Annotated in this window: 26 protein-coding genes; 12 read left to right on the top strand and 14 right to left on the bottom strand. The window is 59.8% G+C overall.

The genetic code is table 11. The features are described 5' to 3' along the window. Together E0502_RS02050 and E0502_RS02055 are read right to left on the bottom strand one after the other, a co-directional pair. Nucleotides 1-828: an arginyltransferase gene (locus tag E0502_RS02050; protein ID WP_137676312.1), complete on the bottom strand. Its 828-nt coding sequence runs from the start codon at nt 826-828 to the stop codon at nt 1-3. A 172-nt stretch (nt 829-1,000) separates the two neighbouring features. Beyond that, nucleotides 1,001-2,230: a threonine ammonia-lyase gene (locus tag E0502_RS02055; protein WP_137676313.1), complete on the bottom strand. Its 1,230-nt coding sequence runs from the start codon at nt 2,228-2,230 to the stop codon at nt 1,001-1,003. 20 nt (nt 2,231-2,250) lie between these two features. Between E0502_RS02055 and E0502_RS02060 the strand changes: the two genes are divergently transcribed. The 3 genes from E0502_RS02060 to E0502_RS02070 all read left to right on the top strand — a co-directional run bounded on the left by E0502_RS02060 (nt 2,251) and on the right by E0502_RS02070 (nt 5,448). Continuing rightward, nucleotides 2,251-3,246, top strand: a complete 996-nt coding sequence (locus tag E0502_RS02060; RefSeq protein WP_338047315.1) for an NAD(P)-dependent oxidoreductase — start codon at nt 2,251-2,253, stop codon at nt 3,244-3,246. After that, complete coding sequence (locus E0502_RS02065) at nt 3,243-4,907, top strand: amidohydrolase (RefSeq protein ID WP_192895902.1); 1,665 nt, start codon at nt 3,243-3,245, stop codon at nt 4,905-4,907. The genes E0502_RS02060 and E0502_RS02065 overlap by 4 nt, the downstream gene beginning before the upstream one ends. Nucleotides 4,908-5,208: 301 nt before the next feature. Beyond that, nucleotides 5,209-5,448 carry a hypothetical protein gene (locus E0502_RS02070; RefSeq protein ID WP_137676315.1) on the top strand — a complete coding sequence of 80 codons (240 nt, stop codon included), beginning with the start codon at nt 5,209-5,211 and terminating at the stop codon, nt 5,446-5,448. Between the two features lie 181 nt (nt 5,449-5,629). Here E0502_RS02070 and tatC read toward each other — a convergent pair whose 3' ends face one another. The 9 genes from tatC to E0502_RS02115 form a co-directional block, all read right to left on the bottom strand. Beyond that, on the bottom strand, nt 5,630-6,433 hold the full coding sequence (gene tatC / locus E0502_RS02075; RefSeq protein ID WP_137676316.1) for a twin-arginine translocase subunit TatC: 804 nt from the start codon (nt 6,431-6,433) through the stop codon (nt 5,630-5,632). Beyond that, the gene (gene tatB, locus E0502_RS02080; RefSeq protein ID WP_137676317.1) at nt 6,433-6,786 is read right to left on the bottom strand and encodes a Sec-independent protein translocase protein TatB; all 354 of its coding nucleotides are present in this window, start codon (nt 6,784-6,786) and stop codon (nt 6,433-6,435) included. Before tatB ends, tatC begins: the two co-directional genes overlap by 1 nt. A gap of 21 nt (nt 6,787-6,807) precedes the next feature. Then, the gene (gene tatA, locus E0502_RS02085; RefSeq protein WP_137676318.1) at nt 6,808-7,047 is read right to left on the bottom strand and encodes a twin-arginine translocase TatA/TatE family subunit; all 240 of its coding nucleotides are present in this window, start codon (nt 7,045-7,047) and stop codon (nt 6,808-6,810) included. 64 nt (nt 7,048-7,111) lie between these two features. After that, on the bottom strand, nt 7,112-7,756 hold the full coding sequence (gene scpB / locus E0502_RS02090; protein ID WP_137676319.1) for an SMC-Scp complex subunit ScpB: 645 nt from the start codon (nt 7,754-7,756) through the stop codon (nt 7,112-7,114). Next, complete coding sequence (locus tag E0502_RS02095; RefSeq protein ID WP_192895939.1) at nt 7,756-8,541, bottom strand: segregation and condensation protein A; 786 nt, start codon at nt 8,539-8,541, stop codon at nt 7,756-7,758. The genes scpB and E0502_RS02095 overlap by 1 nt, the downstream gene beginning before the upstream one ends. A gap of 14 nt (nt 8,542-8,555) precedes the next feature. Then, nucleotides 8,556-9,572 (bottom strand): beta-N-acetylhexosaminidase, encoded by a 1,017-nt coding sequence (nagZ, locus tag E0502_RS02100; RefSeq protein WP_137676320.1) that lies wholly within the window; start codon nt 9,570-9,572, stop codon nt 8,556-8,558. A gap of 76 nt (nt 9,573-9,648) precedes the next feature. Further along, nucleotides 9,649-10,389, bottom strand: coding sequence for an SPOR domain-containing protein (locus E0502_RS02105; protein ID WP_240048819.1), 741 nt, complete (start codon nt 10,387-10,389; stop codon nt 9,649-9,651). Between the two features lie 3 nt (nt 10,390-10,392). After that, on the bottom strand, nt 10,393-12,138 hold the full coding sequence (gene argS, locus E0502_RS02110; RefSeq protein ID WP_137676321.1) for an arginine--tRNA ligase: 1,746 nt from the start codon (nt 12,136-12,138) through the stop codon (nt 10,393-10,395). 60 nt (nt 12,139-12,198) lie between these two features. Then, nucleotides 12,199-12,849, bottom strand: coding sequence for a hypothetical protein (locus E0502_RS02115; RefSeq protein WP_137676322.1), 651 nt, complete (start codon nt 12,847-12,849; stop codon nt 12,199-12,201). 72 nt (nt 12,850-12,921) lie between these two features. On the opposite strand from E0502_RS02115, the gene ispH reads away from it, so the two are divergent. The 3 genes from ispH to rnhA are packed head-to-tail and all read left to right on the top strand — an operon-like array spanning nt 12,922 to nt 15,330. Next, the gene (gene ispH, locus E0502_RS02120) at nt 12,922-13,896 is read left to right on the top strand and encodes a 4-hydroxy-3-methylbut-2-enyl diphosphate reductase (RefSeq protein WP_137676323.1); all 975 of its coding nucleotides are present in this window, start codon (nt 12,922-12,924) and stop codon (nt 13,894-13,896) included. Nucleotides 13,897-13,906: 10 nt separating this feature from the next. Next, complete coding sequence (gene thrB / locus E0502_RS02125; protein ID WP_137676324.1) at nt 13,907-14,881, top strand: homoserine kinase; 975 nt, start codon at nt 13,907-13,909, stop codon at nt 14,879-14,881. An 11-nt stretch (nt 14,882-14,892) separates the two neighbouring features. Further along, nucleotides 14,893-15,330: a ribonuclease HI gene (rnhA, locus tag E0502_RS02130; RefSeq protein ID WP_137676325.1), complete on the top strand. Its 438-nt coding sequence runs from the start codon at nt 14,893-14,895 to the stop codon at nt 15,328-15,330. A gap of 55 nt (nt 15,331-15,385) precedes the next feature. Here rnhA and E0502_RS02135 read toward each other — a convergent pair whose 3' ends face one another. The 3 genes from E0502_RS02135 to E0502_RS02145 are packed head-to-tail and all read right to left on the bottom strand — an operon-like array spanning nt 15,386 to nt 17,699. Continuing rightward, nucleotides 15,386-15,568: a YegP family protein gene (locus E0502_RS02135; protein WP_137676326.1), complete on the bottom strand. Its 183-nt coding sequence runs from the start codon at nt 15,566-15,568 to the stop codon at nt 15,386-15,388. Between the two features lie 56 nt (nt 15,569-15,624). Continuing rightward, complete coding sequence (locus E0502_RS02140; protein WP_137676327.1) at nt 15,625-16,725, bottom strand: NAD(P)/FAD-dependent oxidoreductase; 1,101 nt, start codon at nt 16,723-16,725, stop codon at nt 15,625-15,627. After that, nucleotides 16,722-17,699: an alpha/beta fold hydrolase gene (locus E0502_RS02145; protein WP_137676328.1), complete on the bottom strand. Its 978-nt coding sequence runs from the start codon at nt 17,697-17,699 to the stop codon at nt 16,722-16,724. The genes E0502_RS02140 and E0502_RS02145 overlap by 4 nt, the downstream gene beginning before the upstream one ends. A 104-nt stretch (nt 17,700-17,803) precedes the next feature. Between E0502_RS02145 and E0502_RS02150 the strand changes: the two genes are divergently transcribed. The 6 genes from E0502_RS02150 (at nt 17,804) to E0502_RS02175 (ending at nt 24,142) form a co-directional block, all read left to right on the top strand. Continuing rightward, nucleotides 17,804-18,295, top strand: a complete 492-nt coding sequence (locus E0502_RS02150; RefSeq protein ID WP_137676329.1) for an A24 family peptidase — start codon at nt 17,804-17,806, stop codon at nt 18,293-18,295. An 86-nt stretch (nt 18,296-18,381) separates the two neighbouring features. Continuing rightward, nucleotides 18,382-19,470, top strand: a complete 1,089-nt coding sequence (gene cpaB, locus E0502_RS02155) for a Flp pilus assembly protein CpaB (RefSeq protein ID WP_137676330.1) — start codon at nt 18,382-18,384, stop codon at nt 19,468-19,470. Nucleotides 19,471-19,547: 77 nt separating this feature from the next. Next, entirely contained in the window at nt 19,548-21,131 is a 1,584-nt protein-coding gene (locus E0502_RS02160) for a type II and III secretion system protein family protein (RefSeq protein ID WP_137677486.1), read from the top strand. Between the two features lie 14 nt (nt 21,132-21,145). Then, nucleotides 21,146-21,796 carry a CpaD family pilus assembly protein gene (locus E0502_RS02165; RefSeq protein WP_137676331.1) on the top strand — a complete coding sequence of 217 codons (651 nt, stop codon included), beginning with the start codon at nt 21,146-21,148 and terminating at the stop codon, nt 21,794-21,796. A 3-nt stretch (nt 21,797-21,799) separates the two neighbouring features. After that, the gene (locus tag E0502_RS02170) at nt 21,800-23,083 is read left to right on the top strand and encodes a pilus assembly protein CpaE (RefSeq protein WP_137676332.1); all 1,284 of its coding nucleotides are present in this window, start codon (nt 21,800-21,802) and stop codon (nt 23,081-23,083) included. Between the two features lie 87 nt (nt 23,084-23,170). Beyond that, complete coding sequence (locus E0502_RS02175) at nt 23,171-24,142, top strand: type II secretion system F family protein (RefSeq protein ID WP_137676333.1); 972 nt, start codon at nt 23,171-23,173, stop codon at nt 24,140-24,142. The last annotated feature ends 8 nt before the right edge of the window (nt 24,143-24,150 follow it).

A 24,150-nucleotide genomic window follows, 5' to 3' on the forward strand; every position in this document is an offset into this window, starting at 1 on the left:
CTATTTGGCGAAGCTGTGGGTCTTGCCACTGCTTTCTGCGGTCCGGTCCACTGACGGACTCTGCATGACTTTGCGGACAAGCGCGGACTGCGCGTCCTGGGACATGCGTTCCCATCCACCGCGAGTGAGACGCTCAATCGGTCGATAACGGATCTTGTATTGCATACGCTCGGATCCATCGACCCAATATCCGAGATAGACATAAGGCAGACCCTGCTCCGCCGCGCGGCGGATGTGATCGAGAATGATGTAGTTCCCAAGTCCTGACCTTGCCTTATGCTCCGGGTCATAGAAGCTGTAAATCATCGATAACCCGTCACCCTGCCGATCGGTCAGGCACGCGCCAACAAGGCGGCCCGGTTGCGACCCGTCGGAGGGCTCACGATATTCGATCACATGTGATGTGACCGGCGTGTGCTCCACCATGTCAGCATAGTCCATCTCTTCCATCGTGGCCATCCCTCCATCGGGGTGGCGCGATCCAAGATAGCTTTGCAGCAATTCGAATTGTTCTTCGGTCGCCCAAGGGCGGCATTCTGTCGTGACGAGATCGCTATTGCGGCGAAGATTCTTGCGCTGGGTCGAGCTCGCGCGGAATTCCTCTGCCACTACACGCACGGAGACGCAGGCGTTGCAGTCGGCACAGCTGGGGCGATAGGCGACGGTCTGGCTGCGGCGAAATCCGATGCGCCCAAGCGCCTCGTTCAGCTGGTCGGCATGCGGACCTTTGAGCTCCGTAAACACCTTTCGCTCCGTCTTGCCCTCAAGGTAAGGACACGGCGCAGGGGTGGTAACGAAAAACCGGGGGAAGCGAACGGGTGCGGACACGCTGCTGACCAAATCCTCTAGCTGCGGCAAGAATCGATGAACGGTTATTGTCAGACGTTATGGCCATGTAACGCGCGAGGTAAAAGTCCCTTAACCATCTATCATGGTTTATTTCGGGTTACTTTGCACAAACCCTCGACGATCTGTGTCGCCGGATCGACCCTTGCAGAGATCAGTTCAACTCGACCGAATTCACCGTGTATCCGCTCGCACGGAGAGAAGCGATCAACGCGTCCAGCTGGTCGCGATCTCGGGCTTCACATTCAATGTCGGTGATCAGGCCCTTCGCAGGGAGGCTGGTGAAAATGCGCTGGTGGTAGATTTCGATGATATTGACGTTGTGATCATCAAATTGCTTCATCACCTTGAACAGTGCCCCGGGCCGGTCCTGCAAAGTGACCCGCAATCGGGCCAGGCGGCCCGATCGGGCAAGGTCGCGCAACAGGACATTGGCCAGCAGCCGCGTATCGATATTGCCTCCGCACAGGACAAGGCCGACTTTTTTGCCAGCGAAACGTTCGCGGTTGGCAAGCACGGCGGCAAGGCCGGCCGCACCGGCACCTTCAACAACTGTTTTTTCAATCTGGAGCAGGAGCGCGACAGCCTCCTCCAGCGACTCTTCATCCACCAGCACGATGTCGTCGACCAGCTCAGCGATGATGCGGGCGGTGAATTCACCCGGCGCCTTTACGGCGATCCCTTCTGCCAGCGTATCGCCGCCGCAAACGCGGTCGTGACCTTTCATTCGATTGAACATCGACGGAAACAGTTCCGCCTGCACCCCGATCACTTCCATGGCAGGGTGCAACGCTTTGGCCACGGTCGCCATGCCAGAGATAAGGCCGCCTCCACCAATCGGCGTCACGATGCAATCGAGTTCAGGGGCATCGGCAAACATCTCCAGCGCCACTGTGCCCTGCCCCGCAGCCACATCGGCATCGTCGAACGGATGGACAAATGTCAGACCGAGTTCCTGCTCCAAGAGCCTCGCATGGGCGTAGGCGTCGTCAAAGGTCTCGCCGAACAATGTGACATTGCCTCCGGCCTTCTCGGTCTGCATGACCTTCACCGTCGGCGTGGGACGCGGCATGACGATTGTCACCGGCACGCCCAACCTTTTGCCGTGATAACTGAGCCCCTGCGAATGGTTGCCAGCCGATGCGGCAATAACGCCGCGCTTGCGTTGCTCGTCAGTCAGCAACAGCAACGCATTCAACGCACCGCGTTCCTTGTAGGCTGCGGTAAACTGCTGGTTCTCGAACTTGAGCCATATCTCCGCCCCGGTTATCTGCGACAGCGTAAAACTGTGCATCGTCGGCGTGTGCACAACGGCATCGCCGATCCGCTCTGCTGCTGCGCGAATATCTTCAAGGGTCAACTGATCGAGAGCATCCTGGTCCATGGTGCCGCGACGTAGGGGAAATAGGCCTTCCGGCAAACGAATTTGCCCTTGGCGCAGGCCAAGCATTTGCATCGGACGGAAACTGCCGTAACGCCTCGCGGATGGAAAAAGCGGCTGAAAACAGACGGACGATTGCCTTTCTTGGATTGGGCGTAATGGGCGGACCGATGGCCGGGCACCTCGCCCGCGCAGGCCACCGTGTAATTGCTTACAATCGCACGCCCTCAAGAGCTTCCAAGTGGAAAGAAGCACTTGAATCCGATGGACTGAGTGTTGCTACGGCATCTACGCCGGCAGATGCAGCAAGCGCTGCCGACGTGGTTATTACCTGCGTTGGTAATGACGAGGATCTTGAGCAGGTCCTGCTCAGCGACAGCGGCGCTTTGGGCGTGATGAAACCTGGAAGCCTGCTGATCGATCACACGACTGTGTCCGCGCATATGGCCCGCCGTGTCTTCGCAATTGCCTCCGAACAAGAGATCGATGCGATCGACGCCCCTGTGTCCGGTGGACAGGCGGGCGCGGAGAATGCCAGGCTAGCAATCATGTGCGGCGGCACAGACAAAGCTTTCCGCCGTGCGGAGCCGGTCATGCAGGCCTATGGCGCGCGCATCGTCCACGTCGGGTCGGCGGGCGCCGGTCAGACCGCCAAGATGGCCAACCAGATGTGTATCGCTGGCGTACTGGGCGGATTGTCGGAAGCCGTCCGACTGGTGCAGGCATCGGGCATGGACAGCGACAAAGTTCTCGAAGCGATATCCGGCGGCGCGGCTCAAAGCTGGCAAATGGAAAATCGCTGGAAGACGATGATCGAAGGCGATTTCGATTTCGGATTCGCAATCGACTGGATGCGCAAGGATCTCGGCTACGCGCTAGAAGAGGCGGAGCGGCTGGGCCTGTCCACCCCCGTAACCACCATGATCGACCAGTTTTATGCAGACGTTCAGGTCATGGGCGGGTCGCGCCAGGATACAAGCGCGCTGATTCGCCGTCTGCCACAAGGAAAACAACCATGAAGCGCCTACTGACCACCTTAGCCGTTTCAGCGATCGCACTGGCGGCTCTGCCGGCAAGAGCAGACACGCTGGTGGACAATGTCCAGGGCATAGCGATCAATGCTGAGGGCAAGGTCGAGCGGTTTTCCGCCTTGTGGATCGACGATGATGGCCGGATCAGGCAAGTGCTCGATCGGTCCGACGCGCGCCCCCGCTCGATCGAACGAGTGGTCGATGGCGAAGGACGCTATGTCATCCCGGGCCTGATCGATTCGCATCTTCATGTGATGGGGATCGGCTTCGGTGCAATGACGCTTGATCTGTCCGACACCAGTTCCCTGGAAGAGGCACAGGAAAGGATCGCTGCCTATGCAGCAGAATATCCGGGCCGCCCGTGGATCATCGGGCGCGGATGGAACCAGGTGAAATGGGGTCTCGACCGCTTTCCAACTGCGTCCGAGCTTGACGCAGCGGTTGCTGACCGCCCGGTTTGGCTGGAACGGGTTGATGGCCATGCAGGCTGGGCCAACACTGTGGCCATGCAGCAAGCAGGAATAACAGCAGAAACTCAGCCGCCCGCGGGTGGACGGATCGAGCGCGTTTCCGGATCGCGCCAGCCTTCAGGGATTTTTGTCGATGCCGCGAGCGAGCTGGTGCAAAAGTTTGTCCCCGCACCAAACCCGAACGACCGCGATATCGCGCTCGCCAAGGCACAGGAAATCCTGCTCAGGCAAGGAATAACTGCCGCTGCCGACATGGGCACCACGATCGAGGATTGGCAGGCCTTCCGCCGCGCCGGCGACAATGGCTCGCTCAATGTCAGGATCATTGCCTACGCGGCGGGCACCGAGCAGATGGAACTGATTGGCGGGCCCGGGCCCTCGCCCTGGCTGTATGAGGACAAGCTGCGCCTGAATGGCGTAAAACTCTATCTCGACGGCGCTCTCGGCTCGCGCGGGGCGTGGCTTAAGCGGCCCTATGCGGACGATCCCGGGAACACCGGCCTGCCGCTGCAGAACCCGACGCGCCTGCGCAACCTGATGAGCCGCGCGGCGCTCGACAACTTCCAGATCGCAGTCCACGCAATTGGCGATGCGGCCAACGGCGAATTGCTGCAGGCAATCGACGAGCTTGCCGAGACCTACAAGGGCGATCGGCGCTGGCGGATCGAACATGCCCAGGTGGTCGACACAGCCGATCTCGCGAAATTCGGCGAACATGGCATTATTGCCTCGATGCAGCCGGTCCATCAAACTTCCGACCGGATCATGGCGGAGCAACGGTTGGACGAGACCCGCCTTCAAGGGGCCTATGCCTGGGAAACAATCCGACGCACGGGTTCGCGGCTGGCATTCGGTTCGGACGCACCAGTCGAATCGGCTGATCCGTTTGCCGGTCTTGCCGCAGCAATGAGCCGGACCGGTCCTGCAGGTGAACCTTTCGGCGGTTGGCGCCCTTCAGAGCGGGTCAACCGCGAGCAGGCTCTTGCCGGATTCACCGCCAACGGGGCTTACGCTGCATATGCCGATGGCCGATTCGGGCGCTTGGTGGCGGGGGAACGGGCAGATTTTCTGATCATCGACCGAGACCCGCTTCTTGCAACACCGCAAGATTTGCGTGCGACCAAGGTGCTCCAAACCTGGGTTGGCGGCCAGCTTGTTTACCAATCTGACGTTCAGTAGATTTCACCTCGCTTCGTCCGAGACGAAGTGCAACTTGCCGAAAAATTGCTGCAATTGCGAAACTTTAACCGGTTTGAAACCTTGTAGCTTCAGAGGCGCGAGACTAATGCTGCGTCTCATATGACTCCGGCTTGCATCGGCGATAGTGGGAAACCGGGGTTGGCCGTTAACTAGGATAACTGTTACAATTCGGTAACATATAAGACGTTTTGATACGACATTTGGGGTTGCCTCGTTTGGCCTAGTGCCGTATCGACCCATTTGAGATTTGAACAAAAGAGAGCTCTGAGGAGACGATTTAATGAAGTTCCGTACCCTGCTTGCTGCAACCGCAGCTGTTTCGCTGGCCGCATCGCCGGCCCTCGCGCAAAGCGCGAATGCCGACCGCGCCACCGCGCCGGTCGCTGAAGAAAGTGCACTCGGTGGTGACGGAGATGGCAGCGGCGCTGGCATCATCCTCGCGATCCTCGCTGCTGCAGCGATCATCGCTGGCATCGTCATTGCCGCTGGCAACGACGACGATACTCCGACCAGCCCGTAACGGCTGATCGAATTTCGTGATTAAGCGGGGCCTGCGGGCCCCGTTTTTTTGTCTGCAATCCTGGTATTTGTGGCCTGAGAATGATGGCCTGAGGATGATGGATGGTCTGCTACCATCGGCGAGCCATAACTTATTGGATTGACCAAGACCCGCGCATACTCAGAGCGCGTTCGCTCCGGGCCTATTCAGCCTGATCGGCGGCTTGACTGGTAGGCGATTCGTCTTCTGGGAGACGCTTTCGTTCCGAGAACCGCATCAGCAACAGCGATCCTTCGAACAGAATGATAAGCGGTATCGCTAGCAGAAGCTGCGAGCCTGGATCGGGCGGCGTAATGATCGCTGCCAGCGCGACCACGCCGACAATCACGTAGCGGCGTGCGCCCGCAAGCTGTTCTCGCGACACGATTCCCGCCCTGTTCAACAACAGCAAAAGCACCGGCAGCAGAAAACTGATCCCGAAGGCCAAAATGAACTGCATGACAAGGCCGAGATAATCATTGGCCGTAGGCAGGGCCTGGATCTCCAACCCGCCAGCCTCGCCTTCGAAGCCGAGAAACCAGCGAAACGCAGTCGGCATGACTACATAGTAGGCCAAGGATGCTCCGGCAGTGAACAGGATCGGCGTTGCGAGAAGGAAAGGCAAGAAGGCCTTCTTCTCCTTCGCGTAGAGTCCCGGCGCGATGAAAGCCCACAGCTGATTGGCGATGATCGGGAAGCTGAGGCAGAAACCTGCAAACAGCGCGACCTTCAACTCAACAAAGAACACTTCATAGAGCTTTGTGAAGATCAGTTGCCCTTCCCCTTCCGGAAAAGCCGCTTTCAGCGGTTGCAGCAGAAAGCCGAGAATATAGTCGGCAAAATAGAGGCTGATCGAGAAAGCGACCACCAACGCCATCACGCAGCGAACAAGCCTCCCACGCAACTCGATCAAATGATCGAGCAACGGCGCCTGTGTATCATCAAGGTCACGCAGCTTTAGCGCCATCAGACCGCTTTCGGGTCTTCGGGGATTTTGTCGTCCGCTGTCTCGTCGGCAGCTCCAGGCAGGGCGGCAGATTCGGCGCTTGCACCGTCTGGGGGCGGCAGCGGCCCCATTTCACCTGCGGGCGTTTCGGCCATGATACGAGCGTTCTGCGCTTTCCACTTTTCTTCCATTTCCTCCATTTCCGCTTCGCGCACCATCGCGTCGAAGCCAGAGCGGAAATGGGCCGATGTACGCCGGATCTTGCCGATCAAGCGCCCCGCCGTGCGCAATGCCGCCGGCATATCCTTCGGTCCGATCACCAGAATCGCCACGACGACGATCAAGAGCAATTCGGAGGCGCCTATATCGAACATGTCGCGCGGTTTTGGCCGGGATCAGCGGGTCTGGTCGGAACTGTCGGGCTGTTTCGCGGCATTGCCGCTGCCCGCGTCCGCATCCGGTCCTTCGATGCGAGCGGAGGGAGCAGGCGATTTGCCTTCATCTTCGTTCATGCCTTGCTTGAAGCTTTTGATTCCTTTTCCGAAATCACCCATCATCTCGGAAATCTTGCCGCGTCCGAACAGGACGAGGATCACGAGAGCAATGATAATGAGCTGCCAGGGGCCGAGAGACATGATGCACCTTTCGAATGTGTGTGGCCGATATAGGGATTAACTGGCGAAAGCGCCAGCGGTGCGATCAGCGTCTGTTATCGGTGTCGTCAGGTTCGGCGTCGTCGGCTTCGGCTTCTTCCTCATCGCGTTCCTCTTCCGAAGAACCGTCCATCAGCGCATCGAATGCATCATCCACCGGATCGAGCAAGCCGGACGCACGCAATTCATCGAGCCCCGGCAGATCCTTGCGCGACGAAAGGCCGAAGTGCCGCAGGAACTCAGGCGTGGTAGCGTAGATGACCGGCCTTCCCGGGACCTCGCGTCGCCCGGCCACGCGGACCCAGCCAGCCTCCATGAGTACATCGAGAGTACCGCCGGAAGTCTGAACCCCCCGGATTGATTCGATTTCCGCGCGGCTGACAGGTTCGTGATAGCCAATGATGGCAAGAACTTCAGTGGCTGCGCGGCTAAGGCGACGAACCTGCTCCCGCTCACGCCGCAGGAGATGCGCCAGATCGGCAGCGGTCTGAAAATGCCAGCGCTTGCCTCGCTCTACCAGGTTTATCCCGCGCTGGCCGTATTGTTCGGCAAGCGCACCGAGCGCAACCCGGACTACCCCGACATCCGCGTCGCCCAGATGGCTGGCGATAGATTCTGCCGTCATTGCCTCTTCAGCGGCGAACAGAGTCGCTTCGACTGCACGCTGCATCTCATCGCTTTTTTGTTCCATCAGGCCTTCACTCGCCTCAGGCGCATTTCGCCGAAGGCTTGCTCTTGCGAGATTTCAGCCTTGCCCAGGCGAGCCAGTTCCAATGCCGCGACGAAGCTTGAAGCCATCGCCGAGCGGCGCAGGCGCGGGTCGGCATTTGGCGGCAGAAATTCTTCCAGCGTCATCCAATTGAGCGTGATACCAAGCATGGCGGACACGCGTTCGAGCGCGCTATCGAGTGTCATCACCGGGCGCTCGCGCACCATGTGAATTGCCGGGGCGGTGCGCGCTTTGACCTGAGCATAGCCTTGAACCAGCGCGTACCAGTCACATTGCCACATTATCTTGCGGTTGGTCCGGAGCCCTTCGGGCGCACCGCGCGGGAATACATCGCGCCCGATCCGGTCGCGTGCGAGCAAACGCGCCGCCGCTTCGCGCATCGCACCAAGCCGCTGGAGCCGCAACTGCAAGCGAAGCGCGAGCTCTTCCGGACTCGGATCCTCCTGCTCTTCCTTGGGCAGGAGCATCGCGGATTTCAGGTAAGCCAGCCACGCCGCCATCACCAGATAATCGGCTGCCAGCTCGAGCTTGAGTGCTTCCGCCCTATCGATGTAGCCAAGGTACTGGTCGACCAGCGCAAGGATCGAGATCGACCGCAAGTCGACTTTCTGCCGCCGGGCGAGGTCGAGCAGCAGGTCGAGCGGCCCTTCCCATCCATCAAGTTCTAGATAGAGCGGGCTTTCATCCGAGTTTTCAGGTGCCTCCACCCAATCCTGATCCGAAGACCGGCCCGAACCGGAAAGCATCATCGGAGCATTCGTCACGCCGACTGCTCCACCAGCGACAGCAAGCTGTCACGTTTCGCCAGCAGTTCGGCCTTGTCACCGCCAGGCGCTTTGCCGGTACCGGCCAGCGCGATGTCCAGGCGGCGCAGAGCCGCTTCGCTCATTGCCGGGAGGCGCTGGGCAATGCCGGTCATATCGTCCAGCTTCGCCCAGCAGTTGAGCACCACATCGCATCCGGCAACAATCGCGCGTTCAGAGCGATCGGGGATCGACCCGTCGAGCGCTTCCATATCAATATCGTCGGTAAGCAGAAGCCCATCGAAACCTATCCGCTGGCGGATGATTTCTTCGATCACGAATGGTGAAAGCGTCGCCGGGTTGTGCTTGTCCCAAGCGGTAAACAGCAAGTGGCCAGTCATTCCGACAGGCGCCGCTTTGAGCGCGCGAAAGGGAGCAATATCGACTTCCAGCTCTTCATCGCTTGCCGTGACTGTCGGCATGGCCTTGTGCGTGTCGGTCGTCGTGCGTCCATGCCCCGGCATATGTTTGATGCATCCGGCAACTCCGGCCTTGCCGAGGCCATCAAGTATGGCTCGGCCCAATGCCGCAACTTGCATCGGTTCCGAACCCAGCGCCCGGTCACCGATAACATCATGCGCGCCCGGCTGCCGGACATCGAGCGGCGGATGGTAATCGACCGTGATGCCCATCTCTGCCAGCTCTATCCCCATTGCGTGGGCATTGACCCGCGCTGCCTCGATCGCACTGGCGGGCGCGAGACGATATAGCTGATCGAAGGATTCGCCTGACGGGTAATGCGCCCAGTGGGGCGGACGCAATCGAGCCACTCGCCCGCCTTCCTGATCGATCGACACAAGCAATTTATCGCGGCCGTGGATCGTTCGCAGATCATCGGTCAGCGCGCGCAGCTGGTCAGGCGATTCACAATTGCGGCCGAACAAGATGTAGCCCGCCGGGTCCGCATCTTCGAAGAAGGCGCGTTCATTGGCCGAGAGGGTGGTTCCGGCAATGCCGAAGATGGCAGGCGTCATGACTTCAGCGTCGCACTTGGCACGAGGGTAGGCAAGTATCCGGCCCCCGTGCAATGTGGAAAATGATCTGCTTGCGTTACGGCTTGACCTGGCAGGTCAGACCATCGGCCTTCAATGCGTTGCACAGATTGCGAGCCGCCGATTGATCGCCCGCAACAGCTTGCAGGCGATAAACGGTGCCGCCATCGACCTGGCCGGGCTGAATGCGATATTTGAAGCCAGACAATTTGTCGGTCTGGCTGTTCAGCGTGGACCACGCAGACTTGGCGCTCGCTTCGGAAGAAAATGCGCCAACCTGTACGCCCACGCCGCCGGTCGAGCCCGCCGCCTGCGAACTGCCGGGCGCGGCTTCGGCGCGGCTGCCTGCGGCATCGATGCTCGGCTTGGGAGACGTATCATCTGCGAGCCGGCCTTCGCGTGTCTCGCCTTCCCCTACAGCGGGTGCGACGTTGCCGGTGCCTTCGAATTGCTTGCCACCTTCGTCTTCAGGTCGTTCCTTGATGGGTCCGTCCGGTGCCGGAATTGTGCTGCCATCGGCGACAAGTTCAGAATCGGGACCACGATTGTTGTACAGCCAATAGCCGCCAAAACCGACTGCGATCAGCAGCAGCCCGAGCATGGCGATGCCGATCAGGCGGCCGGTATCGTAGCCCTGCTCTTCTTCGTCATCGTAATCAGAATCAAGCCACGGCAAGCTTTCGTCGTCATCGGCGAGCTCGAGTTCCTGCTCTACCGCATCGTCGTCATCGCTGTGCAAGGTTTCATAGGCGGTTTCATATTCTTCATCTTCGCCGTCGCGACCATCGATCATGCTCATGACCTACATCTCCTCCACGGCTTCAACCCCAAGCAGGGCAAGCCCATTACGAATAACCTGCCCTATCTGCGTCGCGAGGAAAAGCCTTGCGCCGGTCAATTCCGCATCCTGTGTCAGGATGACGCGTTTGGACGGGTCGTCATTCCCCATATTCCAGAAAGCATGGAACGCGCCTGCCAGGTCATACAGGAAAAACGCAATCCGATGCGGTTCGCGCGCTTTTGCTGCGGCTTCGACGATCCGGGGGAATTGCGCCGCTTCCTTGATCAGCGCCAGCTCTTCCGCTCCCAGCCGATCAATCGCTGAATCCGAAGGAGCCATTCCCTTCGCCACCGCCTTGCGCAACGTCGAATGAATCCGGGCATTGGCGTATTGAACGTAAAACACAGGATTGTCTTTCGATGCTTCGACCACTTTGGCAAAATCGAAATCCATCTGTGCTTCGGGCTTGCGCGTCAGCATGGTGAAGCGCACGACATCTTTGCCGACTTCTTCGACCATGTCGGCAATGGTGATGAAATTGCCCGAACGCTTGGACATTTTGACTGGTTCGCCTGCGCGCATCAGCTGGACCATCTGCACCAGTTTGACATCGAACGGGATTGGCTTGCCCTGCCCTTCACTCAGCGCAGCCACAGCAGCCTTGATCCGTTTGACCGTGCCTGCATGGTCCGCACCCCAGATGTCGATCAGAGCATCGGCGCTTTCAGCTTTCTGCATGTGATAGGCCAGATCGGCTCCGAAATAGGTCCATTTCCCGTCCGACTTCTTGATCGGGCGATCCTGATCGTCCCCGAACTTGGTCGAGCGGAAAAGTGGAAGTTCAACCGGCTCCCAGTCGTCGGGCGCCTTGCCCTTGGGAGCCTCGAGAATGCCGTCATAGACCAGATCGTGCTGGCGCAGCCACGCCTCGGCCTGCTCCGGCTTCTGTGCCGCCTGAAGTGCCGCTTCCGACGAAAACAGGTCATGATGGATACCGAGTTGTGCGAGATCGGCCCGAATCCGCTCCATCATCTGTTCCACCGCTTCCGCGCGGAAAATGTGCAGCCATTCTTCTTCCGGCTCGTTCTGGTAGCGGTCGCCAAGCTCCTTAGCCAGATACTCGCCGACAGGGATCAGATAGTCGCCGGGGTACAGCCCTTCGGGAATCTGACCGATCTGCTCGCCCAGTGCCTCGCGGTAGCGCAGGTGTGCGGAGCGCGCGAGCACATCCACCTGTCCGCCCGCGTCATTAACGTAATACTCGCGAGTGACATCATGACCGGCATATTCGAGCAGCGCGGCCAGCGCATCACCGACAACGGCGCCGCGGCAGTGCCCCATATGCATGGGCCCGGTCGGATTGGCTGAGACATATTCAACATTGACGCGCGATCCGCCGCCCATCTCGGAGCGGCCGTAATCGCTTCCCAGCGCGGCAATCGCAGCCAGTTCCCGCAGCCACGCCGCACCCGACAGGCGAAGATTGATGAAACCCGGGCCGGCAATCTCGGCACTGTCGACATCCGCATCTGCGCCCAGCTTCTCGGCTATCTTGGCGGCAAGCTCACGCGGATTGGTCGCCGCAGCTTTGGCCAGAACCATGGCGGCATTGGTTGCCAGGTCGCCATGCGACGGATCGCGCGGCGGTTCCACCGCTACATTCGCGTGCGAGACATCTTTCGGCAACGAGCCTTCAGCCTCCAGCGCATCGAGGACGGCGTGGATTTTCGCCGCGAAACCGGCGTGCAAGGTGGTGTGTTCGGACATGGCTGCGCGCCTAGCCGAACTGGCCGAAATCGCAAGCTTTCAGGGCGCAGCGCCGCCCGGTCAGCGTGTCGCGTTGTAGGCCAGCTGGTCTTCGGTCAGCTGAAAACCGACAAGCAATTCAAACGTCGCCCGGTCGAGCGCGGCGCGCACCTGCGGATCGGCCAGCGGATCGAGCGCGGCATCGGGATCGCCCGGCTTGCGTTTGCGGGTAATGCGTTCGCGAATGTCGGCAGGCAATGTCGCGGCGGCACGATTGATGAAAGCGCCAGCCTTGCCCTGTGCCTGAGCGCGCTCCTGCCCATCGGCAAACTGCACGGTCACTGAACCGATGCGCTTGGCCTGGACCGCGCTACCGCCCTGCAGAACAGTCGTGAAATAGGGAACGCTTACGGTGCGTGCCCCCCGCACATCGGTACGCCGCACGAGCACGTCGAATGTCGCTTCGGTGTAGACATTCTCTCCACTATCGCTGCAATTGCTGCGCAGGTTTGTCATGCTGGCTGTCATATCGACATTCGAGGCCGCACGGCTTCCCGGTTGGGCGAACACTGTGATATCACCGGTATAGTCTGGAATTCCGACAGCCGGACACGCCGAGCGAACGGCGGTGATGCCCACCCCGTCGCTCACCACCAGCTCGCCTTCGCTGGCACAACCCGCGAGTGCAGCGGCCAGAATGGATGCAATCAGTGTGGTGCGGCGCAATGTCATTACAAACGGTCCTTCGAAATTCGCTTGGTATGGCCCTAGCGGCCCTCGCGGGGCTGCGCTAGAGGCTTGGACATGAATGCCCCCTTTCCATCAGAAACGCCCGTAACCGACGCCCCGCACCTGCTTGTGCTTATTGCGGCGCCGCGCGGTTTTTGCGCCGGTGTCGACCGCGCAATCGAGATTGTCGAACGCGCGATCGAGCGCTTCGGACCGCCGGTCTATGTCCGCCACGAAATAGTGCACAATAAATACGTGGTCGATGAACTACGCGCGAAGGGCGCGGTTTTCGTCGAGGAACTGGATGAGGTCCCGAATGACGCGCCGGTGGTGTTCAGCGCGCATGGCGTGCCGAAATCGGTTCCCGCCGAGGCTGAGCGGCGCAAGCTGTTCTATGTCGACGCGACCTGCCCGCTGGTGAGCAAGGTCCACCGTCAGGCCGAACGGCAGATCGAAAAGGGTCAGCACATCATTTTCATTGGTCACGCCGGTCATCCTGAAGTGATCGGTACGATGGGTCAGGTGCCAGAAGGCCAGATGACTTTGGTCGAAACAGTCGACGATGTCGCTGAGCTGGAGCTGGAAGATGAGAGCAATTTGTCTTTCCTCACGCAAACGACCTTGTCGGTCGATGATACTGCGCAAGTCGTTTCTGCCCTGAGGACACGATTCCCGGGTATTGTCGGGCCCAAGGCCGAGGACATCTGTTACGCCACGTCGAACCGGCAGGCTGCTGTCAAGCAGATCGCGCCAAGCAGTGATCTGGTATTGGTCATCGGCTCACCCAAGAGCTCGAACTCGCTTCGACTGGTCGAAGTTTCCGAGAAATGCGGTGTCGATGCAAAACTGATCCAGCGCGCAGATGAAATCGATCCGGCATGGCTCGAAGGTGTCGGCACGCTGGGCCTGACCGCCGGTGCATCGGCCCCGGAAAAGCTCGTCCGTGAAGTGATCGACAAACTGAGTGAGTGGCGCTCGGTCGAGGAACAGACCCTGGTTACGACCGAAGAGAAAATGGTCTTCAAACTGCCACGCCAGCTGTTCGACTGATTTCCGACGGATGGCTGTTTACACCCATCTTTCCGCTGACAAGATGGAATCCCTGATTGCAGCCTACGATGTCGGCAATCTGCGTTCGGCCAAAGGCATTGCTGAAGGCGTTTCCAACAGCAACTGGTTGATCGAGACGGATAGCGGCCGGTTCATTCTGACCATGTATGAGCGCCGGATAGAACTCGACGACCTGCCCTATTTCCTCGGCTTGCTCGATCACCTGTCCGAACGCGGATGCCCCGTGCCGCGCACAATACATGACCGCGATGGTGCGGCTTTCCGCTTGATGGATGGCAAAGCCGTGGCGCTGATAGAGTTCCTGCCCGGCATTTCCGTTACCACGCCGAGCGAAGCCCAAGCGCGAAATGTCGGACAGGAACTGGCCGGGATCCACACGGCTTCTGCCGATTATGCGCCCACTCGCGCCAACGATCTGCGCCCAGGCGACTGGGCCGATCTGTTCGCGCGATGCAGCGACAGCGCACTTGAGGCAATCGACCCCGCGCTGCCCGGCATGATCGCACGAAATCTCCCCGCCATTCAGGCAAACTGGCCGCAGAATCTGCCGCTTGCGACAATCCATGCCGATTTGTTTCCCGACAACGTGTTGATTTTGGGTGATGAAGTCTGCGGCTTGATCGATTTCTACTTCGCCTGCACCGATTTCGCGGCCTATGATCTGGCCGTGACGCATGCGGCCTGGTCATTTTCCGACGATGGCCGCGAATATCGTGCGGAAATCGGCAATGCGCTGGTGCAAGGATATGTGCAGTCGCGCCCGTTGTCAGCGCAAGAAGTCGCCGCGCTGCCGCTTTTGGCGCGGGGTGCAGCGCTGCGCTTCATGGCGACGCGAGCGTTCGACTGGATCGACACCCCTGATACAGCACTGGTAAAGCGCAAGGATCCGATGGATTTTGCGCGTCGGCTGCAATTCTACACGGATCATGGCGATGACGTGTTTCGCGCTGGCCAACAAGGATAGGTACAACCGCCATGAAACAGGTTGAAATTTTCACTGATGGCGCCTGCAAAGGCAATCCGGGGCCCGGCGGCTGGGGCGTTATCCTGCGCATGGGGCAAAACGAGAAGGAACTGTCCGGCGGCGAAGTCGATACGACCAACAATCGGATGGAACTGACCGCAGCGATCCAAGGCCTGAACGCCTTGAAGGAACCATGCGCCGTGCAGCTCTTCTCGGACAGCAAATATGTGCTCGACGGGATAACCAAGTGGGTCCACGGCTGGAAGAAGCGCGGCTGGATCAACGCGAGCAAAAAGCCGGTTCGCAATGCCGATCTATGGCATGACCTGATCGAGGCTTCCGCGCGCCATGAGGTCAAATGGCACTGGGTCAAAGGCCATAACGGACATCCGGAGAACGACCGGGCCGATGCGTTGGCCAGCGCAGAAGCGGACAATCTGCGCCCCTGATAAGCGAAGGGCGCGGAAAATCCACGCGCTTCCGATGCCAGAATTTCAGGTCGGATCAGTCAGTTGTCGTGTCGACCATTTCGGCCTTCGGACCGTTCTTCAGAACCGACTCGATCGCATTCTTCGCGCCAGCCTTGGAGCTGTAGCCTTCAGTCCACCAGATCGTTTCCGAATTATAGACGAAATAGGATACGAACTCGCCCTTCTTGTTCTTGCGGATTTCGAAACGGTGCGCCATCGGGCTCTCTCCTGCTTTTGACCTCGGCTGCACCCTAAAGGGTTGCTCCTGAAAAGCTAGGCGAAGCGGCTGGGCAAATATAAATTTCTGTCAATTTGCCTCACCGCTTGCGAAGTCTCTCGCCCCAGCAGCGTGTCAGCCATCAACACAGCAGCTGCAGGCGCGGTCTGTATGCCATACCCCCCCTGCCCTGCGAACCAGGCGAAGCCATCAATCGTATCGTCGAAACCATAGACCGGGGCACGGTCAGGCGCGAAGCTGCGCAGCCCGGCCCACTTGCGCTCGACTCGCTCGATCTTGCAATCGACCACCCGTTGGAAGCGGTCGATCGCTTCCGCCACCGCCATTTCGTCCGGCGCAGCGTCATGCGCTATCGTCGGTGTCTCGTCATGCGGGCTCAGCCAGATACGGCCATTATCGGGCTTGAAATAGAATTGCCCCGAAATATCGAGCACCAGCGGCTGGTCGGCGGGTACGGGAGGGTCGACAACCACTTGTGCGACCGTGCGCAACAAGGGGATGATATTAAGCGGCTTTGCGCCAGCGAGCCGGGCCACCGGATCGGCCCAGGCACCGGCCGCATTGACCAGAACTTTGGCAGTAAATTCTCGCCCGTCTTCGGTGCGAAGCCGCCATTCGTCACCGGCTCGCCGCACACCGGACAAGCGCGCGCGCATCGCAAGCTCTATGCCGCCTTTGCGAGCCCGGGACAAATAATGCGCATGCAGGCCGGCAACATCGATATCCGCGCAGGCAGGCTCCCAAACAGCATCGCACCAAGCTGCTTTCAAGCCAGTCACACGTTCGGCCAGTGCGTCACGCCCCAACCTCTCGATCGTTACGCCGGTGCCGCTGAAACGTTCGATAAACCGGTCGATCTTGGCCGTGTCTTCGCGCCGCGCGACATACAGCGCTCCGCGGGGCGAAAGAAAACCGCCATCACGCAGCATCTTGCCCGAGGCAAGCGTCAGCGGAACGATTTCCGGTCCGCCATAGCACTCTTCCCAGAATGCGGCAGAGCGCCCGGTGGTATGATAGCCCGGCTGATCCTCCGCTTCGAGTACCAGGACCCGCGCATCGTCTGCCAGTTCGGCCGCCAGGCTCGCCCCAGCCATGCCCGCTCCGACGATGGCAAAATCGTAGACCGTCTTGTTCAACCGTCTTCGCCCTCGCTGTTCGAGTTCGCTTGGAGGAAGTCATCGATCTCGCTCAGCGCACGGTCCCGCACCGCATCGACTTCGCGCAGGATCTCGTGGTGAGCTTCCTTGCCGAACCGGACCAGCCGCGCATTTGGAAGCCTGCCCGCAGCTTTCACGATCGATTTCATGGCCACCAGCTTGTCATTCGAAGTGCCCAGCAGAAGCACCGGCGTCCTAACCTTTTCCAATGCTCCGGATGCGAAAATCACCCGTTTCGAAGCATAGGCGCGTTCGACCCACCGCCAGCTTCCCGGTCCCATGACCAGCTCCGGCCGATTGTCCCGCCACCATAGCTCGTCATCATAGCGGTCCTTGTCGTGCGTCAGCAGGTTGATGCGCCCTACCGGTATCTCGCCCGGCTTCTCGCTCCATTTCCACGCCAATCGTTTCGGATCGCCCTTTCTCATGATGAAGCCGGAAATTTTCTGCATCCAGCGCAGCGGCAGAAAAGTGCTGTAGAAACCCAGCATCGGCGCGACCAGCACAGCAGCTGCGGGTTCGACCTTGTGCTCCACCAGAGCGCGCAGGATCAAATGACCGCCCATCGAATGGCCGGCAAGGAAGTGTGGGCCCGGCGTTTGTGAAACCCATTCGTGCCAGAGTTGGGCCAGGTCATCGATCCAGATGGAATAATCTTCGATGTGGCCGGTGATCTCGTCATTGCCGAGCCGCCCGGATCCGGCCTGTCCGCGCCAGTCCGACGCGGTGACCCGAAATCCGCTTTCATGCCAATGATGCAAAGTTTCGAGATATTTTTCGTAATTGTCGCCCCGACCTGGAAGAAACAGGATCGACCCCTTGGCCGCCGGGTTCGTGCCGGGCCAGTCTATCCGGCGCACGCGGTGCCCGTCGGCTGTCTCCCACAGGCTTTCCTGCGCCGCGGACGGGATGGCGCGTCGGTCGAAACGGTTAACCCGATCCTCATCCTTCACAGCGGCTTCATCGGCGTGACTAATGCGAACCTCCTGGCGTTGGTTACTTTTTGGTAAGCCCTGTTCTGTAGCACAGCTCCCATTGGGGACCTTTGGGGGCAAGAATGCTGGGCGAATATTTCCATTACGGGCTGCTGCTGTGCTTGGCAATTGCGCTGCTGGTCGCAGCCTTTACCGATATGCGCCGGCGCCAGATCGACAACTGGCTGACCGCCGGCATTGCGCTGGGTGCTCCACTGTTTTGGTGGTCGAGCGGGCTTTCGCTGTGGCCTGACGTGGCACTTCAGTTTGGCGTCGCTTTGGCCGCCTTTGCTGTGCTTGCCGGTCTGTTTGCTATTCGCTGGATGGGCGGCGGTGACGTCAAGCTGCTGACCGCACTGGCGCTGTGGATCGCGCCCAGCCTGTTTCTCAAACTGCTTATCATCATGGCACTGCTTGGCGGTGTCCTGACTATCGTCATGGGCGGCTGGCACGTCATCCGCCGCGAAAAACACAAGCTCGCTATCCCCTATGGCGTCGCGATTGCGGCAGCCGGATTGTGGGTACTGGGCACCGATTATCTGCCGGCTGCAGGCTCGGCCGCAGGCTTCGGGTGAACCTGATTTTAACCAATCGCATCGTAAGCGATGCAATCACACATGCCCGCAATCCCGCCGGGCCGAATAAGGGGGCTTGAAAAGCCATGGACAGGAAAAAGCTGGTTCTGCTGCTGGGGGCGTTGATCATCGCGATCGGCACAGCCTTGGCTGCCCGTAGTATGTTTGCCGGGGCGTCGGCTCCGCAAGCTGAAGCTGCACCGCCGGTTCCGCAGGGACCGAAGGTGCTGGTCGCGCAACGCGGGCTGCCGGTGGGCACGATCATCACGGCTGACGCAGTCAGCTTCCAGCAATGGCCTGAAGAGCTCGTCCAGGACGCATACTTCATTGATGGCGAATCGGATGTCGCGCAGCTGCTCGGCACTGTCGTACGCCACCCCATCACGGCAGGTGAACCGGTTACGCAAGGCTCGCTCGTCAAACCGGGCGACCGCGGCTTCCTTGCTGCGGCTCTCGGGCCAGGCATGCGCGCTGTGACTGTGCCTGTGTCCGACAAAACCGGTGTTGCCGGCTTCGTCTTCCCGGGCGACCGGGTGGACCTGGTCCTGACGCAATCGGTCAAGGGCGACGACGACACGCTGCGGGCGGCTGAAACGATCCTTTCCAACCTGCGTGTGCTTGCGACCGACCAGTCGACCACTCAGGAATCCAACGAAACCGGCGACACGGTCGTTCGCACTTTCCGGACCGTGACGCTCGAAGTGACCCCGCGCATCGCAGAGAAAGTCGCAGTCGCGCAGACGATCGGCACGATCAGCCTGTCGCTGCGGTCGATCGCTGACAATCAGAGCGAACTCGACAAGGCAATTGCTTCGGGTGACGTTAAGATCCCGGACAATGCATCGCCGGAAGAGGAAGAGAAGATCCTCCGTGCGGCCATGTCGCGGCCGGTCGAAAAGGGCACGACCTATTCCACCGGCGGCGATGTGTCGCGCTTCCAGCGGAGCAGCATTCCGCCGAAAGATGTGAAGACCACCACCACCGCTCCTTCGATGGGTGTTCCGGCAACCACGACGACCGCCGCAGTCCCGCAGGGTCCGACAGTCCGGGTGACCCGCGGCAAAAGCACGACCGAAGTGCCTGTCGGCAAGACCGGCCTGCTGAGCCAGCAGCGCAAGGGCATCGAAGATGCTTCGACCGTCCTTCCCGCTGCTCAAGCAACGATAATCCGGTGAGGTCAGCCATGAGCAAGATCGCAATCAAGAATATCGACGCCGTCATGGCGAAGACCACCCAACCAAGGGGCAAGACTATGAAACGCCGTCTTACCGCAACAGCGCTGCTCGCCAGCCTGGCCGTGGCACCGCTCGCCGGAGTTCCGTCTGGCACTGCCAACGCCCAGTCTGTCGTCAGCCCGCAGCAGGATATCGTTCTGTCGATCGGCCGCGGCGAACTGGTCAACGTGCCTGGCACGATGGCCGATGTCTTCATCGCGAATGACTCGATTGCCGATGTGCAGATCAAGTCGCAGCGCCAGCTTTACGTATTCGGCAAGGCCGGTGGCGAAACCACTGTCTATGCCAGCAACGCACGCGGCGACATCGTCTGGTCGGCCAACATACGTGTTGGTTCGAATATCGGCAGCGTCGATCAAATGCTCGCTTTGGCCATGCCGGAAGCGCAGATTTCCGTTGCCACCATGGGTACCAACACCGTCCTGCTGACCGGCACTGTGGCCGCACCTGAAGACGCAGCCGAGGCCGAACGCCTCGTCGCAGCGTTTGTCGGAGAAGACGCAAACGTAATCAGCCGACTGAAAATGGCAACGCCGCTGCAGGTCAACTTGCAAGTGCGCTTTGCTGAGGTCAGCCGTTCGCTGGTCCGCACAATCGGTGCCAACTTGCTCTCGGCGGATTCCTCGTCTGGCTTCCGCTTCGGCGTATCCAACGGCCGTACCGGCGCGTTTCCGCAGTATTCGCCCGGTTCAGCGCCCGGAACAGCTTTGTTCACAGGCGCAACCGAAGCCTCCGACGGTTCGAGCGTAGTTACAGCCATTGGTAACGGCACGACTTTTGCCGGTGCAGGGCGTTTTCTCGGCCTCGATCTTCTCGGAGCACTTGACCTTGCAGAGCGCGACGGATTGGTGACAACTCTGTCACAGCCCAACCTGACTGCACTGTCCGGTGAAACCGCAGACTTTCTCGCCGGCGGCGAGTTCCCGGTCCCGGTTAGCCAGGGTCTCGGCACAACCGCAATCGAGTATCGCAAATTCGGTGTCAGTCTGGCTTACACACCCGTCGTCCTGGCCAATGGCCGGATTTCGATCCGCGTGAAGCCCGAAGTCTCCGAGCTTTCGAGTCAGGGGGCCGTGACACTCAATGGTTTCCAGGTCCCGGCGCTTACTATTCGCCGCGCTGAAACCACCATCGAGCTGGGCTCCGGCCAGAGCTTCATGATCGCGGGATTGATGAGCAACAATGCTCAGAACTCGATCGACAAGGCTCCTGGTGTCGGCGATCTGCCGATCCTCGGCAACTTGTTCCGCTCGACCGAATTCCGCAAGGGCGAAACCGAGCTGGTGATCGTGGTCACCCCGTATCTGGTGAAGCCGGTCAACGCGAACGAGATCCGCTTGCCGACCGACGGCTTCAACGCCGCCAGCGCGCTCGAAAGCTCACTGCTTTTCCAGCAGAACAAGGATGGTCCGATTGCTGACCGTCCGGTTCCGACCGCACGTGACAAGGACGCTCCGCCGCCTGAAGTCTCACGGATCGATCCGGCTGCTGTTCTTCCGTCAGGCGCTGCCAGTGAACGCAACGCAAAGACCAACCAAACCAAGCCGAACGGCGAGCGTCAGGCAGATGCCTCTGCCGCTCCCGGTTTCAGCCTCAAGTGAGAAAGGTGAGTACGATGCCACTTGCAAAGAACCGCAAATTCGCAGGCGCTCTCGCCCTCTCACTCAGCGTTGCGCTGGGTGCGTGCGGCGGCATGCCGACCAATCCAAGCCTGAACAGCATCAAGCAGCCGGTCGTCGAACGGACCAACTACACGTTCGATGTGCAGGCCCCGGGAGGCGGACTCACCATCCCCGAGCAACAACGGCTTGCTGCCTGGTTCGAAGCGATGGAACTGGGTTACGGCGATCGTCTCTCGATTGAAGATCCGATGATGAGCGCGGCAACGCGTGAAGGCATCGCCAAGTTGGCTGCCCGCCACGGCGTATTGGTCAGCGAAGGTGCCCCGGTTACAGCCGGTTATATCCAGCCAGGTAGCGCCCGCATTGTCGTTACCCGGTCGACCGCATCCGTTCCCGGCTGCCCTGACTGGTCGGCGAAGTCGGACATGAATTACAACAACAGCACATCGCCTGGCTATGGTTGCGCAGTAAACAGCAACATGGCTGCGATGGTTGCCAATCCGGAAGATCTGATCACCGGGCAGACGGGCACGGGTCAAACCGTCGTCTCGACTGGAACCAAGGCGATCGACAGCTACCGCGCGCAGGCTCCGACCGGCGAGCAGGGTCTGAAGAGTTCCGGTACCAGCGAAGGAGGGAATTGATCGATGAACGCACCCTGGAAACCCAGCGGTTCGGGTAACCGCGATCCGTTTGCCGCCTATATCTGTGATGAAGCCGCGCTGGACGTCCTGCGTCCCGTGTGCATCGAGATGGGCTGGCAGCCTGAGAAGTGTAACAAGGGCGGCCTGCGCAATGCAGTCCAGTCGCTCTCGGTTGCCGCGAGTCCGAACATTCTGATGGTCGACCTGTCGGAAAGTGGTGACCCGCTGAACGATATCAACGCTCTCGCCGAGGTTTGCGAACCTGGCACAGTGGTCATTGCCGTCGGCCAGGTGAACGATGTTCGCCTGTATCGTGATCTGCTTGCGAGCGGCATCCATGATTACCTGCTGAAACCACTTTCCGCAGGCCAGCTGCGCGATTCGCTGAATCAGGCCCAGGCCGTATTCGCCGCACCGCGTGCCAACGATCCGGACACCGCCAAACGGCATGTCTCGACGGCCGTCGTGGGAACGCGCGGCGGTGTTGGAGCTTCGATGCTGGCGACCTCGCTGGCGTGGATTTTCAGCGATGACAAAAGCATGCCGACGGCATTGCTCGACCTCGATGTCCACTTCGGGACCGGTGCCTTGGCGCTCGATCTCGAACCAGGCCGCGGTCTGACCGACGCGATCGACAATCCAAGCCGTATCGACGGTCTGTTCATCGAACGCGCAATGATCCGGGCCAATGAAAACCTGGCCATCTTGTCAGCAGAAGCGCCAATCAGCGCGCCGCTGATGACCGACGGTTCGGCATTCGTCCAGCTCGAGGAAGAGTTCCGCTCGGCCTTCGAAATGACCATGATCGATCTGCCGCGCAATATGCTGATCAATTTCCCGCACTTGCTCGCCGACGTAAATGTCGTCGTGCTGGCCACGGAAATGACACTTGCTTCGGCCCGCGACACGATCCGTATCCTGTCTTGGCTCAAAACGAACGCCGCGCATGCGACACCGATCATCGTGGCCAACAAGGTTCAGGGCGGCAATTCTGAAATCAGCAAAGCCGATTTCGAAGCCTCGATCGAACGCAAGATCGATTTCTCGATCCCGTACGACTTCAAGGCTGCTTCGACTGCTGCGAAGATGGGCCAGACGTTCGTCGAAGCCAATCGCAGCGCGAAATCTACCGCTGTGGTGAAACAGGTGGCCGAACGCATCCTCGGCGCTTCCGAAGAGGAAGTCGATGAGGAAACGGCGGAGAAGAAATCGCTCCTCGGTGGCTTCGACATCAAGTCGCTTCTCGCCAAGAAAACCAAGAAGCCGGAACAGGTTCCGGCTGAGTAAGTCGGTCATTCGCGGTTGCACCGGCGCGTGCCGGGCAACCGCAGCCGATTGGGAATTACAAGTGTTTAGGAAAGGCAGGTCGAGAGCATGAGCATACTGCAGCTCCTGCTGGTGGGTGGTGGACTGATGACCCTTATGGTCGTTGGCTATACCGTCATGTCCGGCCCCTCAGCGGCGAAGGAAAGCCAGCGCCGCCTCCAGGCCGTGCGCTTCCGGCATTCCCAAAGCACCGACACAAAAGTTGAATCTCAGCTGAAAAAGGCAATTGCTTCGCGCAAACCGAAAAGGCACGCTGTTGCCGGATCGAGCTCGCGCTCCGAAGCTCTCGCGATGCGCCTTGATCGGACCGGCAAAGACTGGTCGCTTACGCAATATATGTATGCATCGCTCGGCCTTGCGCTTGCGATTGCACTGGTGATCTACCTTCGCTCGGGTGCGTTGCTCCTGTCCATGGGCATCGGTCTCGTCATTGGCGGCGGCTTGCCGCACATGGTGGTCAACTACTTCATCAAGAAGCGGACCGCGAACTTCAATGCCAAGTTCCCCGATGCGATCGAACTGCTGGTGCGCGGTCTTCGTTCAGGCCTCCCGGTGACGGAAACACTGGCCGTCGTCGCGCAGGAAGTCCCCGGCCCGGTCGGCATCGAGTTCAAAGGCATCGTCGAGCGGATCAAGATCGGCAAGACGATGGAGGAATCGCTTCAGGAAACGGCAGACCGTCTGGGCATTCCCGAATTCAACTTCTTCTGCATCACGCTCGCAATCCAGCGCGAAACGGGTGGTAATCTGGCGGAAACGCTGTCGAACCTCGCCGAAGTGCTGCGCAAACGTTCGCAAATGAAGCTCAAAATCCGTGCCATGAGCTCGGAATCGAAAGCTTCGGCCTACATCGTGGGTGCCCTCCCCTTTATCGTGTTCGGCATGATCTGGTGGATCAACCCAGGCTACATCGGCGGCTTTTTCGAAGACGATCGCCTGATCGTGGCCGGAATGGGCGGCATGGTGTGGATGAGCATCGGTGCCTTCATCATGGCCAAGATGGTCAGCTTCGAGATTTGAGTCAGGAC

Origin of the sequence: Parerythrobacter lutipelagi (genome assembly GCF_005434975.1) — a bacterium.
Taxonomy (GTDB): domain Bacteria; phylum Pseudomonadota; class Alphaproteobacteria; order Sphingomonadales; family Sphingomonadaceae; genus Parerythrobacter_A; species Parerythrobacter_A lutipelagi.